At 35.5% G+C, this 15,939-nt stretch carries 15 protein-coding genes; 11 read left to right on the forward strand and 4 right to left on the reverse strand.

Annotated features, from left to right (window positions below):
• The first annotated feature begins 1 nt into the window (after position 1).
• The gene (locus tag HH304_RS03315) at positions 2–829 is read left to right on the forward strand and encodes a DUF6671 family protein (RefSeq protein WP_169678039.1); all 828 of its coding nucleotides are present in this window, start codon (positions 2–4) and stop codon (positions 827–829) included.
• Between the two features lie 4 nt (positions 830–833).
• Here the strand turns inward: HH304_RS03315 and HH304_RS03320 are convergent, their stop codons facing one another.
• From HH304_RS03320 to dxs, 3 genes are all read right to left on the reverse strand, one after another.
• Complete coding sequence (locus tag HH304_RS03320; RefSeq protein ID WP_169678040.1) at positions 834–2,183, reverse strand: TlpA family protein disulfide reductase; 1,350 nt, start codon at positions 2,181–2,183, stop codon at positions 834–836.
• 84 nt (positions 2,184–2,267) lie between these two features.
• A complete protein-coding gene (locus HH304_RS03325; protein ID WP_169678041.1) occupies positions 2,268–3,053 on the reverse strand; it encodes an alpha/beta fold hydrolase in 786 nt (261 codons plus the stop codon).
• 19 nt (positions 3,054–3,072) lie between these two features.
• A complete protein-coding gene (gene dxs, locus HH304_RS03330) occupies positions 3,073–4,995 on the reverse strand; it encodes a 1-deoxy-D-xylulose-5-phosphate synthase (protein ID WP_169678042.1) in 1,923 nt (640 codons plus the stop codon).
• Between the two features lie 179 nt (positions 4,996–5,174).
• Here dxs and HH304_RS03335 point away from each other — a divergent pair, with 179 nt between their 5' ends.
• Together HH304_RS03335 and HH304_RS03340 are read left to right on the forward strand one after the other, a co-directional pair.
• Positions 5,175–5,921, forward strand: coding sequence for a segregation and condensation protein A (locus HH304_RS03335; protein WP_169678043.1), 747 nt, complete (start codon positions 5,175–5,177; stop codon positions 5,919–5,921).
• A gap of 6 nt (positions 5,922–5,927) precedes the next feature.
• Positions 5,928–7,037, forward strand: a complete 1,110-nt coding sequence (locus HH304_RS03340) for a lysylphosphatidylglycerol synthase transmembrane domain-containing protein (protein ID WP_169678044.1) — start codon at positions 5,928–5,930, stop codon at positions 7,035–7,037.
• 53 nt (positions 7,038–7,090) lie between these two features.
• Here HH304_RS03340 and HH304_RS03345 read toward each other — a convergent pair whose 3' ends face one another.
• A complete protein-coding gene (locus tag HH304_RS03345; protein ID WP_169678045.1) occupies positions 7,091–7,510 on the reverse strand; it encodes a nucleoside-diphosphate kinase in 420 nt (139 codons plus the stop codon).
• Positions 7,511–7,831: 321 nt separating this feature from the next.
• Between HH304_RS03345 and HH304_RS03350 the strand changes: the two genes are divergently transcribed.
• The 8 genes from HH304_RS03350 to secDF all read left to right on the forward strand — a co-directional run bounded on the left by HH304_RS03350 (position 7,832) and on the right by secDF (position 15,777).
• A complete protein-coding gene (locus tag HH304_RS03350; RefSeq protein ID WP_333908733.1) occupies positions 7,832–8,812 on the forward strand; it encodes a DHH family phosphoesterase in 981 nt (326 codons plus the stop codon).
• Positions 8,813–8,820: 8 nt separating this feature from the next.
• A complete protein-coding gene (locus HH304_RS03355) occupies positions 8,821–9,684 on the forward strand; it encodes an FKBP-type peptidyl-prolyl cis-trans isomerase (protein ID WP_271711481.1) in 864 nt (287 codons plus the stop codon).
• Positions 9,677–10,228: an FKBP-type peptidyl-prolyl cis-trans isomerase gene (locus tag HH304_RS03360; RefSeq protein WP_169678047.1), complete on the forward strand. Its 552-nt coding sequence runs from the start codon at positions 9,677–9,679 to the stop codon at positions 10,226–10,228. The genes HH304_RS03355 and HH304_RS03360 overlap by 8 nt, the downstream gene beginning before the upstream one ends.
• Before the next feature lie 44 nt (positions 10,229–10,272).
• Positions 10,273–10,851, forward strand: a complete 579-nt coding sequence (gene rdgB / locus HH304_RS03365; protein WP_333908734.1) for an RdgB/HAM1 family non-canonical purine NTP pyrophosphatase — start codon at positions 10,273–10,275, stop codon at positions 10,849–10,851.
• Between the two features lie 93 nt (positions 10,852–10,944).
• Positions 10,945–11,565, forward strand: coding sequence for a uridine kinase (udk, locus tag HH304_RS03370; RefSeq protein ID WP_169678048.1), 621 nt, complete (start codon positions 10,945–10,947; stop codon positions 11,563–11,565).
• A complete protein-coding gene (locus HH304_RS03375) occupies positions 11,558–12,250 on the forward strand; it encodes a potassium channel family protein (RefSeq protein ID WP_169678049.1) in 693 nt (230 codons plus the stop codon). The genes udk and HH304_RS03375 overlap by 8 nt, the downstream gene beginning before the upstream one ends.
• A gap of 75 nt (positions 12,251–12,325) precedes the next feature.
• Positions 12,326–12,679 carry a hypothetical protein gene (locus HH304_RS03380; protein ID WP_169678050.1) on the forward strand — a complete coding sequence of 118 codons (354 nt, stop codon included), beginning with the start codon at positions 12,326–12,328 and terminating at the stop codon, positions 12,677–12,679.
• Positions 12,680–12,774: 95 nt separating this feature from the next.
• A complete protein-coding gene (gene secDF / locus HH304_RS03385) occupies positions 12,775–15,777 on the forward strand; it encodes a protein translocase subunit SecDF (protein ID WP_169678051.1) in 3,003 nt (1,000 codons plus the stop codon).
• Positions 15,778–15,939: the final 162 nt, after the last annotated feature.

Below are 15,939 nucleotides of genomic sequence, written 5' to 3' on the forward strand. Positions count from 1 at the left end.
TATGGATTTATTTAAGGGGAGAGTAGTTACTATTGCTACTAAACATAAAAAGGAGCGGGTCATTGGTCCGCTCCTTAATCGTTACTTAAAAACTGAATATGTAGTTCCTCATAATTTTGATACAGATATATTCGGGACTTTTTCAGGTAAAGTTGAACGTCAGCATTCTAGTCTTGATACTGCAAGGAATAAATGCTTAGAAGCGATAAGATTCACAGGATGTGAAATCGCTATTGCAAGTGAAGGATCATTTGGTATACATTCATCATTGCCATTTGTTACTAGTAATGAGGAATTGGTAATGTTTATGGATATCAAAAACGGGTTGGAAGTATATGAAAGTGAAATTTCTACCTCGACAAATCATGCTTTTAGTGTCATTAGAAATATTAGTAATCTTGAAGAATTTGCGAAAAGAGTAATGTTTCCTTCTCATGGGGTAATTATCAAAGCTGGTCAGGAAATTATAAAAGGAATTAATGACTGGACTAAGTTGAAATCTACTTTTCAACGGTTGAATTCAGAATATGAAATTGTAGAAGTATCAACCGATATGAGAGCCAATTATAATCCATCAAGAATGGAAGTTATTGGCAAGGCAGCTGATAAATTAATGTTGCGATTAACTAATCTATGCCCTGAATGTAGATCTCCTGGTTTTGGTATTATTGGAATTGAAAAAGGTTTGCCATGCTTACAGTGTAATATGCCTACCACTGGAATAAAAACACAAATATATGGTTGCGTCAATTGCGATTATAAACATGAAAAAGTCGATGAGCGATATAAATATGAAGATCCACAATATTGTTCATATTGTAATCCGTAATTAACTAAATCAAGATTGTTAATTTTTCTTTTAAAGAATTTGAGGGAGAAGGTAAATCAGGGTTGATTATTTTTCCATCAGGACCTATAAGAATATATCTTGGAATTGATGGGATAAAAAATTGGTCTCTAAAATTATCAATATCATCAGCGGGGATTTTTACATCAATAACGTTTTCAGGATTATCTTTTGTGGTAATGTATTTCTTCCATTTATTTTCATTTTTATCTACTGAAGCCAAAAGAAAAACAATGTTTTTACCCTTCATTTCTTCTGCCATCTTAATCAAATTAGGTCTTTGACTGATACATGGCCCACACCAGGAGGCCCAGGTATCTATAAAAACATATTTTCCTTTAAAATCTGAAAGCATTATCTGGTTATTGTTCTGGTCATATGCTTTAAAGTTATAAGCAGGCTTTCCTTTCTTAGTTAAGGAAATGGATTCATTAGTATTTTGTAATAGAGAGAAATAATAATTGCCTGATTCCCGGGCAATCATTTCGTCAAATCCGGGTTTGTCGAGGAGGGTCTGGTGTTTTTTCCAGTAAGAAGGTGATTCAACTATACCTTTTAAGTAAATGACACGATACAAGTCTCTTACCAGTGAAGAAACGGTTCTGTGGTCAATATAGTCCAGAAATCTGGATATGTCTTTTATTTCTCCGTGTTCACGCAAATATTCAATCTCGAATTTATAGATTGAGTTATTTGGACCAGAGATATTATAAATTGATTCATGGTCAATAGAATTTTGAAAACTATAAAACTCGGAATTGGGTTCAATATTTTTAAGATTTCTACCGTAATAATACAAAAATGAATATGCCCTGAATCTGTTTTGGTTTTTTAACAAGTTAATTCCATCCTTATCAATTTGGTGATTGTACTGTATAATGATACCATCTCTTGCCACGATCAGGCTATCAAATAAGGACTTGACTTGTTCGGGAGTGCTTGAATTAAAAATTAGTTCCCCGTGAGTTCCAAACATCTCATTTGTTGATTTCCATAGGTATTCTGATAGTGAATCAATTGGTGAATTTATTGATCTGAATTCTTGATTGTCCAGTTGATAAATTTTGTTTACACCATTTTTCAAGGCACTAACCAGTGTGTTTTCAGTGTGACTTGAGCTCACCGAGAATAATTGATAGTAATTATATGGAATATTAATATTAAGAACGGTGTCACAATAACAAGCTTTTGCCAATATCCGTTCAGTAATTAGCTCCTTTATGAAAATGGAATCATTTACAGCTTCTTCTTTTACTTTTATTTGAATTGTTGCTTTTTCAGGATTATTACAAGATGTTATAGAGGCAAAAAGAAAAAGAAATATTATGATTCGCATGATGGGAAAATTAGTTATCATGCTATATAACTAAAATAATAGTTAATTAAAAGTAGTCTCCCGATAAACTTTAAAATTGATGAATTATTCTGTTTTCAATGATTCTGCTCGTTGCAGGAAGCCTTTAATGAAGTGTTCAGTTTCAGCTTTTCGTTCATACATACCCATGTGACAAGTGTTGTCTAACAGTACGCAATTATCGGCATGTAGTTCTTCAATCTGATTTTCACTATGCATTCTAGGGACAGCACTATCTTCAGCACCAGCAATAAACAAAATAGGGTTTTTGAAATTTCTTAAAACATAACGACGATCAACACGATCGCGCATAGCTTCAGTATATTCAATTAATACATCTTCATCAACCTGTTTGCCAATTTCAATCATGGAAGATATGATATCTTTTAAATCAGATCGGTTAGAATAGTGAAAAAGAGGTGATACAAATGATGATATGAATTTTTGGACACCATTATTTCTTACAAAAGAGATAACGTTATCGCGTGTTCCTTTTTTTTCAATTGTGTCGGCGTAAGCAGTTGAGTGGAATAGGCCTAATGAAGCCAGCGCTTCAGGATATTTATCTGCAAGTGCCAATGCGACATAACCACCAAGAGAATGACCAATAAGATGAACATCGTTTAAGTGATGATGGTCCATCCAAGCCTTAATAACATCGGCTACCCTTTCGATAGAAACTTTGTCTTCAAGAGGGTTAGATTTACCAAATCCTGGAAGGTCAGGTGCCAATACACGATAATCGTGTGCTAAAGCATCAATTAACCCATTCCAGAGACTGTTGTCCTCACAAAAACCATGTAATAATACTACTGCCGGCCCCTGGCCAGCTTCCTGGTGATAAATCGTCATGCCAATATAACGTGATCGATTAAGCTTTTGGTACAGTAATTTCTAATTGCTCCAGACAAGTTTGGTAAATGCTTTCCGGATCATAGCCACATTCCGCATGCAATTCCTCTTGTTCGCCATGCTCTACCAGTCTGTCTGGCATACCAAGTCGTTTTACTTTAGCTGAATAACCATGATCAGCCATAAATTCCAGAATTGCAGAACCGAATCCTCCAGGTAAGCACCCATCCTCAACGGTTATGACTTTTTCATAATTTTTGAAAATATCATGTAATAGCTCTTCATCCAATGGCTTGACGAATCTCATGTCATAATGACCAACGTCAATACCTTCTTCAGACAATCTGTTTGTTACTTCAACAGCATAGTTACCTATATGTCCAATAGTTAGAATCGCTAAATCTCTTCCTTGTTTAATGCATCTGCCAGTGCCAACTTTCATTTCTTCCATTGGTGTTTGCCATTCAGGCATTACACCTTTTCCTCTAGGGTACCTTATTGTAAAGGCTCCTTCTCTTGGAAGTTGAGCTGTGTACATCATATTGCGAAGCTCTGCCTCATTCATTGGAGCAGCAACAACGTTATTAGGTATACATCTCATGAACGCAAGATCGTAAGCGCCATGGTGAGTTGCTCCGTCAGCTCCCGCAATTCCTGCTCTGTCTAGACAGAATACAACATGTAGATTTTGTATACACACATCATGAATAACCTGATCGTATGCGCGTTGCATGAAGCTTGAGTAAATATTACAGAAAGGCACCTTTCCTTGAGTTGCTAAACCAGCTGAAAAGGTTACCGCATGCTGTTCGGCAATATCAACATCAAACGCCCTGTCCGGAATTTCTTCCATCATGATTTTCATGCTGCTACCCGATGGCATAGCCGGTGTGATTCCTACAATATCTTTATTTTTTTCAGCCAGCTCTACCAGAGTATGTCCAAAAACATCCTGATATTTTGGAGGCTGAGGTTTTTCATTAACTTTTTTATGAATTTCTCCTGTAATCTTATCAAAAGTACCCGGAGCATGCCAGGTAGTTTGATTTCCATTTTCAGCAGGCTTATATCCTTTACCTTTTCTGGTAACTATATGAAGGATTTTTGGTCCCGGAATATCCTTTAGGTCATTAAAGATTTCAACCAGATGGTCAACATCATGGCCATCAACTGGCCCGAAATATCTTAAATTAAATGATTCGAAAAGGTTACTTTGCTTTAATAGGAAAGATTTTATGCTAGTTTCAAGCTTGGAAACAATCTCTCTTGCATTTGGTCCGAATTTACTAACCTTTCCAAGGAGATTCCAGACATCGTCTTTAACCTTATTGTAAGTATGTGAAGTAGTAATGTCAGTTAAATAATCCTTCAGTGCACCTACATTTGGGTCAATCGACATGCAGTTATCATTAAGAACAATTGTCAGGTTGGAATTTAATACTCCTGCCTGATTCATTCCTTCAAATGCAATACCTCCAGTCATGGCACCATCACCTATAACTGCAATATGCTGCCTTGATTTATCATCATTAAGCTTTGAAGCAACAGACATCCCTAATGCTGCAGAAATAGAAGTTGAACTATGCCCAACGCCAAAGGCATCATATTCACTTTCTTTGATTTTTGGGAACCCGGATAATCCGCCATACTTACGGTTTGTATGAAACTGATCTCTTCGCCCGGTAATAATTTTATGCCCATAAGCCTGATGACCTACATCCCAGACAAGTTGATCATATGGAGTATTATAAACATAATGTAGTGCAGTAGTAAGTTCAACAACTCCTAAGCTTGCTCCAAAATGTCCACCATATACTGATACGTTATCGATTATATACTGACGTAGCTCATCACAAAAGGCTTTCAGCTGTGACTTGTCTAGTTTTTTCAGATCGTCAGGGCTGTCTACCTGCGCCAGTAATTTGCCGGGTTTGATTAACATAGGGCTTTTAAAATATTTACAGCTACTTTAACAGCTGCTAATTTATAATGTTTATAATTTTAAAGATAAACTTTTTCTTATCTACTGCAAAATTATATATTTTTTGGATACCAATGGTATATTTGTAATGCAACTTGAATCGTAAATGGTACATTGTTACCAGTTAAAAATCTATAAATTTGAGCTTTGAGATTAAACTTCCCCTATTTGAAGGTCCTTTTGACCTGCTGCTCTTTTTCATTGAAAGAGATGAGTTGGATATTTATGATATTCCGATAAGTAAAATAACGCTTGATTTTTTAGATTATCTGAAGCATCTCGAACAGATGAATATAGAGGTTGCCAGTGAGTTTATCCTGGTTGCATCAACATTAATGCGTATCAAATCAAAAATGTTACTGCCTCGCCCGGAATTAGATGAACTAGGAAATGAGATTGACCCCCGTGAAGAATTAGTAAAACACCTTCTGGAATACAAGAAATATAAATCAGTTATTAAGGAATTGGCTGAGATGGAGGGTGAAAGGATAACTCGTGAGAAAAGAGGTAACATAACCAAAGAGTTGCGTAAATTATCCGAAAGTACAAATGTTGAAGCCGAACTTCAGGATATAGATTTATTTAAGCTGTTAAAAGTTTACAGAAAAGTACTTGAAAAATACGAGATTGAGCAATCCAGGCCTCGACATCAGGTCGTGCAATACCCATATACGATTGATGGTCAGAAACAGCGAATTCTTAATTGGTTATCAGATAAGCCAAGAGTGAGTTTTGAAGAAGTGATTTCAAAACAACCTGATAAAATAGCTGTAATATTTAATTTTTTGTCTATACTGGAACTTCTCCAGCTCAACTTAGTTACATTACATATCGGGGAAGGTTTTAATAATTTTTGGATCGAAAAAATCACAATGCAAGAAGCATAGTATTTCATGGAAATAAATGCCAAGAAAGCTTTTGAGACATTAAATCCCAGGAAAGTATGGATTCCTGTGGCTATAGGTTTGGCTATAGTTGTTTATTTATTTTGGTCTGATCCGGATATGACTGTTTCAGATATATCAAATATTCTAAATGCTAAGCTTCTACCTTTACTTCTAGCCGTTCTTGTTTTGGTGGCAAGAGATTTTGGATACATGTATCGAATCAGAGCTCTTACTAATCATGAAATTGAATGGGGCAGTGCATTTTATGTGATCATTTTATGGGAGTTTGCCTCAGCGGTTACACCTTCCGTTGTTGGAGGTACAGCAGTTGCTGTATTTATACTAATGATGGAAAGAATGTCATTTGGACGATCGCTTTCTTTCGTTATGTTGACTGCCATTTTTGATAATCTTTATTTCCTTACAGTAGCTCCTTTGGTAATATTTTTTACTGCTGGAAATATTTTTCCTGAATTGACTCAATCTTTTACTGTTTTTGGATTTGACTTTAATGTTGATAAAGGACTTGAGAATTTATTTTGGATAAGTTTTTCATTGATTTTGCTTTATACCTGCATAATGAGCTATGCCCTATTTTTCAGGCCAAGAGCATTTAAATGGATCTTGTTAAAAATCACTTCTATTAAGTTTTTAAGAAAGTTCAGGCATGCAGCTGGAAAGAATGGTGATGATATAATTCTTGCATCTAGACAATTAAAGGGGAAAGACTGGAAATACTGGATGAAAATATTAGTGTCTACATATTTCATCTGGACAGCCAGATACCTGATGTTAAATTGTATTATTGCATCTTTTACCTCTGTTTCGTTTGTTGAGCATCTTGATATATTAGGTAAGGAAGTAATTATGTGGGTGATTATGTTGATTTCACCGACACCGGGAAGTAGCGGTACAGCAGAGGTTTCTTTTGATCTTTTCTATAGTGGTTACTTGGGGACCAATACTTTAGGTACAGCCATACTATGGAGGTTGTTTACATATTATTTCTATCTATTATTAGGAGTGATCTTTTTACCTCGATGGATACGAAGAATTTATAAGAGAGGCGAGAAGTCTAAAGATATGGAAGCAATTAAAGAAGAAATTAACGCATAAAAAAAAGCTATCCTGATTCCGGATAGCTTTTTATATTTAAATCTGCTTTCAGATTAAAATTGTTCTGTTCTTGCGAAGAAGAATGCACCTTCGATTTGAGCATTTTCGTCAGAATCTGAACCGTGGATAGCATTAGCTTCGATTGATTCAGCAAATAAAGCTCTAATTGTTCCTTCAGCAGCTTCTTTTGGGTTTGTAGCACCAATTAAAGTTCTGAAATCTTCAACAGCATTATCTTTTTCCAGGATCATTGGAACAATTGCTCCAGATGACATGTAAGCACAAAGGTCATTGTAAAATGGACGCTCCTTGTGAACTTCATAAAACTGACCAGCACGCTCAGCACTCATCTTAGTCATTTTCATTGCCTTGATAGTGAAACCTGCTTCCTGGATCATTTTTATAATAGCTCCAACATTACCTGCACCTACCGCGTCAGGCTTGATCATGGTAAACGTTCTGTTTCCTGCCATGTTTAATTTAATTTGTTATTAATGATTGAGGCGCAAAATTAGCAACTCCCTTTCAATCAACCTAATGATATTCCTACATAAAGGTTATTTAATTGTTAAATGTATAACACAATCCAGATTTATATTATTTCGTTAAAAAATTATATAATAACAAGTGATTAATTACATGTGCATTGTCTAAATCGCATCATAGTTTGATATCTGTTTATTTATTTACACTTTTGCACGTTAACAAAGAGCCAGCTGTGTAAGTTGGATTTTTAAATATTAATGGAATATACCCAGGCTTTAAAAAAGAAATTGGAAAATCCCCAAAGAATCGTGATAACAACACATCACAAACCTGATGCTGATGCGTTAGGATCTTCTTTAGGGCTAGCCGGATACCTAAAAAAACGAGGGCATGAAGTTCAGGTGATTACGCCATCTGATTACCCTGGTTTTTTACATTGGATGAAGGGAAATGATGAAGTGTTGATTTATGATGAGAAAGACTCAGGTATAATGGGTAAGATCACTGAAAAAGTTTCAGATGCTGATTTGATCTTTTGTCTTGATTTCTCATGTTTAAGTAGAATTAACGGACTAGGTGAATTGGTAGAGAAAGCTGATGCTGAAAAAGTATTGATTGATCATCATCAAAATCCACAACACTTTGCAGATTATGAATTTTGGGACACTGGAGCTGCTGCAACAGCAGAGTTAGTGTATGATTTACTTGTTGACATGGATGAAGTAGACTTAATCGATGTTGATATTGCAGAAGCATTATACGCCGGAATCATGACAGATACGGGTTCATTCCGTCATAGTAACACAACCAAGCATGTGCATGAGGTTGTAGGTGAGCTAATCGGATATGGAGCTGATATTAATAGAGTTTCCAGGCTGGTGTATGATAACAACAGTCCTGAGAGGATGAAATTTCTTGGTTGGGCTCTTTATGAAAATTTAACTATTGTTCCTGATCTTGAAACTGCTTATTTTGCAATTTCGGCTGAAGATTTAACTCGCTTTAATTCGAAAACAGGAGATACTGAAGGTATAGTTAATTATGCTTTAGGTATTGAAGGAGTGAAGATTGCAGCAATGTTTACTGAAAGAGAGGAGGGGGTGAAAATTTCCTTCAGAAGTGTAACTGAGATTGCGGTAAACGAAATAGCTTCAGAACATTTTGATGGAGGTGGTCACAAAAATGCCGCAGGAGGGAAAAGTGATTTACCTTTAGAAGAAACTGTTGATAAATTCTTGAATTTGTTAAGAGAAAATAAAAAAGAAAAAATTAAACTACATACTAATTAAGAACCACTATGAGAAAATATTTTTTAATGGTCGCTTCACTAGCTGCATTTGCTGCTTGTGATTCTGGAGAAAAAATGACTGAATCTGGATTTAAATATCAAGCTTTAGGTGAAGAAACTAAAGCTGCAGCTGATTCTGGAAGTTTTTTTATTATGAACGTGAAATTATCTGCTGATGATTCTGTTATTTATAATTCTGATGAATCCGGAAGACCTGCTGATTATCCTGTAATGCCTACTTTAGGAGAAAGAGAAAAAGGTACTATTGTTGAGATATTTCAGTTGTTAGCTGTAAACGATAGTATTTATGCAGAAATCCCTGCTACTGACTTTTACAAAGGCGGACCTGGATTACCTCCATCTATTGATTCAACAACTACAATGAAAATTTCTTTAGGGTTGATTGATATCTTAAATCCTGAAGAAAGAATGAATTATATGACTGAGCTTAGTTCTAAATTAAAAGAAAAGCAAAAAGCAAAGGATCTGGAAGTGATCAAGGAATACATTGCTTCTGAAGGCTTAGAGAATGTTCAGTCTACAGAGTCAGGAATTCACTACATTGTAAATCAAGAAGGTGAGGGAGATTCTCCAACAGCTACTGATGCGGTAAAAGTTCATTATGAAGGAAGATTATTAGATGGCACTAAATTTGATAGTTCACTTGATAGAGGAGAGCCAATTACGTTCCCTTTAAACAGAGTTATTCCAGGGTGGACTGAAGGTGTTCAGTTGATGACAGTTGGATCAAAATACACATTTATTATTCCTTCAACTTTAGCTTATGGCGAAAGAGGAACTCCAGGTATCCCTGCTAATTCTGTACTGGTATTTGATGTTGAGTTGTTAGATATAAATCCTGAAAATGAATAAGGTAATTTTAAATTTATTTTTTGTATCACTGATTATGTTTTCTTGTGGGCTAAATGTTGATTCAGTTAGCTTTGAGGAAGCTCTTGAAATTAGAGCAGAGGAATATAAGCGCTTTGCAGATAACAATCGTGATTCAATAGACGCAGATGTTGTCGATATTGAAGCTTATTTGGAGCAAAAGGGTGTTACTGATTATGATACTACGTACAGTGGCGTTAGATATTATACGGATATAGATGGTACGGGTCCTGAAGTAGAGCCTGGTTCTAGGGTTGCAGTGTATTATGAGCTTTATAATCTTGAAACCGGACAACTTATTTCTCAGTCAAGAGATAACACAACAGGAGATGAGCGAGTGTTTGTTTATACTGCCTATGCTGCTAGTGTTATTCAGGGTTTTGATGAAGGGATAGAGAAGTTAAGACAAGGTGATGAAGCACATATTTTTATACCTTCTGATTTAGGCTATGGAGAAAATCCTGTAAAAGATATACCCGGTAATACAAACTTGTATTACTTTATTAAAGTAAGGCAAGTTCAATAAATGAAATTTAATTAAATACCCCGCTTATGCGGGGTTTTTTTATTATGATGAAGATTTGTTTTGCGACCAATAACCACAATAAGGTAAAAGAGGTTCAGGCTCTTTTAGGAGATAAGTATCACTTGATAACTTTAGATGAAGCTGGTGTTGATTTTGAATTGAGGGAGGATTATGACACACTTGAAGCTAATTCAAAACAAAAGGCTGAGCAAGTATATGAAATTGCTGGTGTTCCGGTATTTGCTGATGATACTGGTCTTGAAGTTGAAGCTTTAAATGGTGCACCTGGTGTGTATTCTGCACGATATGCCGGAGAACAAAAAAACGACAAGGATAATATTAAAAAGTTACTTAATGAATTAGGTGACAGTGCAAATAGGAGTGCTCGATTCAGGACAGTAATTACACTAATCTTAGAAGGAGAAGTCAAGCAATTTGAAGGTGTAGTAGAAGGGGTGATTACCCAACAAGAGAGTGGTGAGGAGGGGTTTGGATATGATCCGGTATTTGTTCCTGAAAACAAAGGTGTTACATTTGCTGAGATGACAGCAAGTGAAAAGAATGAAATTTCTCACAGAGGCAGAGCTGTAAATAAGTTAGTTGACTATTTGAAATCTATTTAGGTTATTTAATACTTTCCTATGCAAAACGGTTGTATTACTTTTGCGCCGGAGAATAAATAGTTCTAAATTAGATAGTAAGCAATAGCGTTTCTTATGCGAAAACCCTTTATCATAGGTATTACCGGAGGTAGTGGATCGGGCAAAACCAGATTTTTAAATAGTTTGCTGGAGAATTTTACTGAAGAGCAAGTTTGTTTGATTTCACAAGATAATTATTATCGACCTCGAAATGAACAACCTGTGGATGAATCAGGAGTAACAAATTTTGATCTTCCTGAATCAATCGATCATCATATGTTTGCTGAGGATATTGGTAAACTGCTTAAAGGAGAGCTAGTTGAAAAAGAAGAATATACTTTTAATAATGATGCAGTTACACCTGAAATATTAAAATTCAAACCAGCCCCAGTAATAGTAGTTGAGGGGATTTTTGTATTTCATTTTACTGAAGTTGCATCTAAAATGGACCTGAAACTTTTTATTGATACCAAAGAGCACCTGATGTTGAAAAGACGAATCATTAGAGATAATGAAGAAAGAGGATATGATTTGGATGATGTTCTTTATAGGTTTGAGAATCACGTAGGGCCAACCTATGAGAAATACATAGCTCCCTATAAATCTGACGCTGACCTGATCATACCTAATATTACTCATTTTGATAGTGCTCTTGAGGTTATCACATCTTTTATAAAGAATAAGATAAATGGCTAATAAATTTGCAGTTATCGGACTCGGTCAGTTCGGAACCAGTATTGCACGTACATTGGCGGGCAGAGGTGCTGAAGTAATGGCTATTGATATAGATCTGGATAAAGTAGAGAATATCAAGGATGAAGTTGCTTATGCAGTGTCTCTAGATTCAACGGATATTAAAGCCCTTAAAGCTCAGAATGTTCAGGAAATGGATGCCGTTGTGGTTGCTATTGGTGAGAATTTTGAAGGATTGTTATTGACTACAGTATTATTATTGGAGTTAAATGTTAATCGTCTTATTGCCAGGGCTGCAAACAAACAACAGCACATGATTCTTGAAAAAATGGGAGTAAATGAGATACTTTCTCCTGAAGAAACTGTTGGTCGAACAGTTGCTGAAACATTATTGCACCCTAACTGGCAAAGTTATCTTTCTCTTCCTGATGATTATGAGATAGTAGAATTAAAAGCTCCGGCAAGGATTGTTAACGAGTCTGTTGGTAATCTCGGACTACGTGAAAAATTCAATCTTAACCTTATTACAATCAAAAGAGTATACGAAGAAGAGCGTAATGGAGAGAAGGTTAAGGTAGAACATATCATTGGAGTACCAAAGAAAGAAACGGTTATTTACGAAACAGACATTATTATTCTGTTAGGAAAGGAAAAAGATGTGAATCGTTTCGAAGAAGTAAATAAATAAAAACTTTTCTTGAAGAATTAATTAATTAGGGTAATTTTGCGGGGCGTGAATGTGAGGAGTAACCATATTAAAAATTTGCCGATTATTCTTTTTTCGGTCTTTCTAAGTCTGACAGTATTGTCAGGGAAGATGGTTCAGTATGTTGTTCCGACAACAATTGAAGTAAGAAAAGAATTAATTTCAGAGCATCAGGATAATTCTGATGAAGGTGAGAATGATCAGGATACTCATCAAACATTCATATACGAATCTCAGGCCTTACCTGGCCATATTTCAGTTTCTCTTCCTCAAATTTTTATTAAACAGGATACATTTTCATTTGTATTCGAGAATATTGACTGGAAACCTGTAATCTCTATTACAGAGAATTACGGCGAATTATACTTTAAAATATTATTCAACAGAATAATTTCGCCTAACGCACCCTAAGAACACTTCGATCTTCAAGCGGATAAATTCATATCCGTTTCAATTCAATTAATTTTATTAAACTCAATTTTTAAATTTTATAAACTCATAAGATTATGCGTAATAAGGGATTTATAATCTTCTTAACGGTATTGATATCCCTGCTATGTGTTTACTATTTGTCTTTCACAGTAGTAAGTACTCAGGTTAAGAAACATGCTCAGGAATTTGCATCCAGAGCTGATGGGACAGTAGATTTTGCTAAGCAGGATCGTTACCTAGATTCAATAGCAGACGAAACAGTGTACAATTTAGGTGTTAAAAAATACACTTATAGAGAAGTACAGGATTATACACTAAACCTTGGACTTGACCTTCAGGGTGGTATGCACGTAACATTGGCAATAAGCCCGGTTGAAATTATCAAGTCAATGGCAGTTGACCCGGAAGAGCCTGCTGTTAACATTGCAATTGAAAAAGCTGGTAAAATACAAAAAGAGACTGGCGATAACTTCGTAAATGCATTCTATGAAGCCTTTAAAGAAGATAATCCAAATACTAAACTAGCGGATATCTTTGCTTCTGTTTCAAATAAAGATAGAAACATTGACTTTAACTCTACAGACGAACAGGTAATTGAAGCAATCGACAAAGAAGTTAGTGATGCAATCGTTAGAGCGGAAGAAATTCTTAAGAAACGTCTTGACAGATTTGGAACTACTCAACCAAACATTCAGAGAGTTGCTGGTACTGAGAGAATTCAAATAGAGCTTCCTGGTGTTCAAAACAAGGAAAGAGTAAGAAACATTGTTTCTGGTGTTGCCAAATTAGAGTTTTGGGAAGTATATGAATTCGGTGAAATTTCACAAGGATTCAATGTTGTTGATCAGGTTTTAAGAGCTGAGCAAAAAGATAAAGGAGAAGTTAAAGAAGAAACTGAAGATCTAGCTGCTTTAACTGAGTCTTCTGCTGATTCTACTGCTGTAGAAAATGCTACTGAAGACGATTCAACTGTTTCTTCATTAGAAGAGGAATTAGCGTCTGAAGATTCAACTGATTCACTTTCTCAGAGCGCAACTTCTCCACTTGCAGAATTGCTTACTATTGTTCCTGATTCAAGAAACAGAAACAGAGCATATATGTATGTTGAAATTGAAGACACTTCAAAAGTAAACGCAGTATTAAGAAAACCAGAAGTTAAAATTGCTTTCCCTGGTGATGTTCAATTCGCATGGAGTACAGAAATTGCTGAATTCGAAGATGGAAGCAAGCAGTTAGAGTTAATTGCACTACAATTAGGTAGAAGAAAAATGCCTAAACTTACAGGTGAGGCAATTGAAAATGCAACTCAAACTCTAAATGAGCGTCAGGCACCTGCAGTTAGTATGTCAATGAACCCTGAAGGAGCTAGAATCTGGAGAGAAATGACAGGAAACAATGTCAACAGAAGAATTGCTATTGTTCTTGATGGTTTTGTACTTTCTGCTCCAAATGTAACTCAGGAGATTTCTGGTGGTCAGTCTAGTATTTCTGGTAATTTCCAGATTGAAGAGGCTGCTGACCTTGCAAATATGCTTAAGGCTGGTGCACTTCCTGCTCCGGTAAAAATTGTTGAAGAAGCTATCATCGGACCAACTCTTGGTAAGAAAGCTCAGAACCAAGGATTGATCTCAATTTTCGTAGGTTTAGGTCTGGTACTTGTATTTGTTGTAATGTATTATGCTAAAGGTGGTCTTGTGGCTAACCTGGCATTGATATTTAACATATTCTTTGTAATTGGTATTCTGGCACAGCTTAATGCTGCGTTGACTCTTCCTGGTATTGCTGGTATCGTACTTACTATTGGTATGGCGATTGATGCAAACGTACTTATCTTTGAGCGTATTAGAGAAGAACTTAGAAATGGAGTTCCATTATTAAAAGCAATTGACAATGGATACAGTAAAGCATGGAGCTCAATTGTTGATGCTAACGTAACTACATTTATCATTGGTGTTGTTCTTTATGTAATTGGAACAGGTCCTGTAAAAGGATTTGCTATTACCCTAATCATTGGTATTATTTCATCATTCTTCTCAGCTGTATTTATTTCAAGAGTAATTATCGAGAAGATTGCTAACAAGCACAATGAGAAGAGTATGACTTTCAGTACTCCGTTCTCTAAGAATTTGTTTACAAACTTTAGCATTGATTTCTTAGGAAAGAGAAAGACTGCATATATCATTTCTGCAGTTGTAATTGTGATTGGACTTGGTGTTGTATTTACAAATGGATTAAACTACGGTGTTGATTTCACTGGTGGACGTTCTTATGTAGTCGCTTTTGAGCAACCGGCAACTCCATCAGAACTTAAGACTGAATTAATGGGTAAGTTTGAAGGTAACTCAACAGAAGTTAAGCTTTACGATGCTAACAATGTTGTTAAGGTTACTACTTCTTATATGATCGATGATGAGTCTCTTGAGGCAGATCAAAAAGTTGAAAAAACACTTATTGATGGAATCTCGGAAATCACCGGATTAACTTATAAAGAAAATGCACAGCAGGTAGATGGAGAGTCTTTCACTATCATGTCTTCAAGTAAAGTTGCGTCTTCAATAGCTGAGGATATTAAAAATACTTCGTGGGAATCTGCAATTCTATCTTTAGTATTAATCTTCCTTTATATTCTTGTAAGATTTAGAAGATGGCAATTCTCAGCTGGTGCTGTTGTAGCATTGTTCCACGATACATTGATGGTACTTTCTGCATTTGCAATTGCTGGGTTATTCGGATTTAAATTTGAAATTGATCAGGTATTCGTTGCTGCAATTTTGACGATTATCGGTTATTCAATAAACGATACTGTGGTTGTTTTTGACAGAATCCGTGAGTCATTAGGAATGAAATCATCAAAAGATTTAACTACTAATGTTAATTTGGCTATCAACGATACGTTAAGCCGTACTTTAATGACTTCAATGACTACTTTATTGGTAGTAATTGTGTTATTAGTATTTGGTGGTGAAGTATTAAGAGGATTTAGCTTTGCTTTATTTATTGGAATTCTGGTAGGTACTTACTCATCAGTTTTCGTTGCAACTCCAGTTGCGGTTGATCTTAGCAAAGAAGATAAATAATTGAAAATAGTAATTAAGCAAGCGAACACATAAATGTTCATAGAGACCGGCAACCGCCGGTCTTTTTTTTATTCCGGATAACTAATTTTCAACTCTCTCGTTTTAGAAAAATTCAGGTAATTATTTTTAGTCAAATGATTGTTTATAAATGATTGTTTGATA

It is taken from the genome of Marinigracilibium pacificum, from assembly GCF_012926615.1.
Classification (GTDB): domain Bacteria; phylum Bacteroidota; class Bacteroidia; order Cytophagales; family Cyclobacteriaceae; genus Mangrovivirga; species Mangrovivirga pacifica.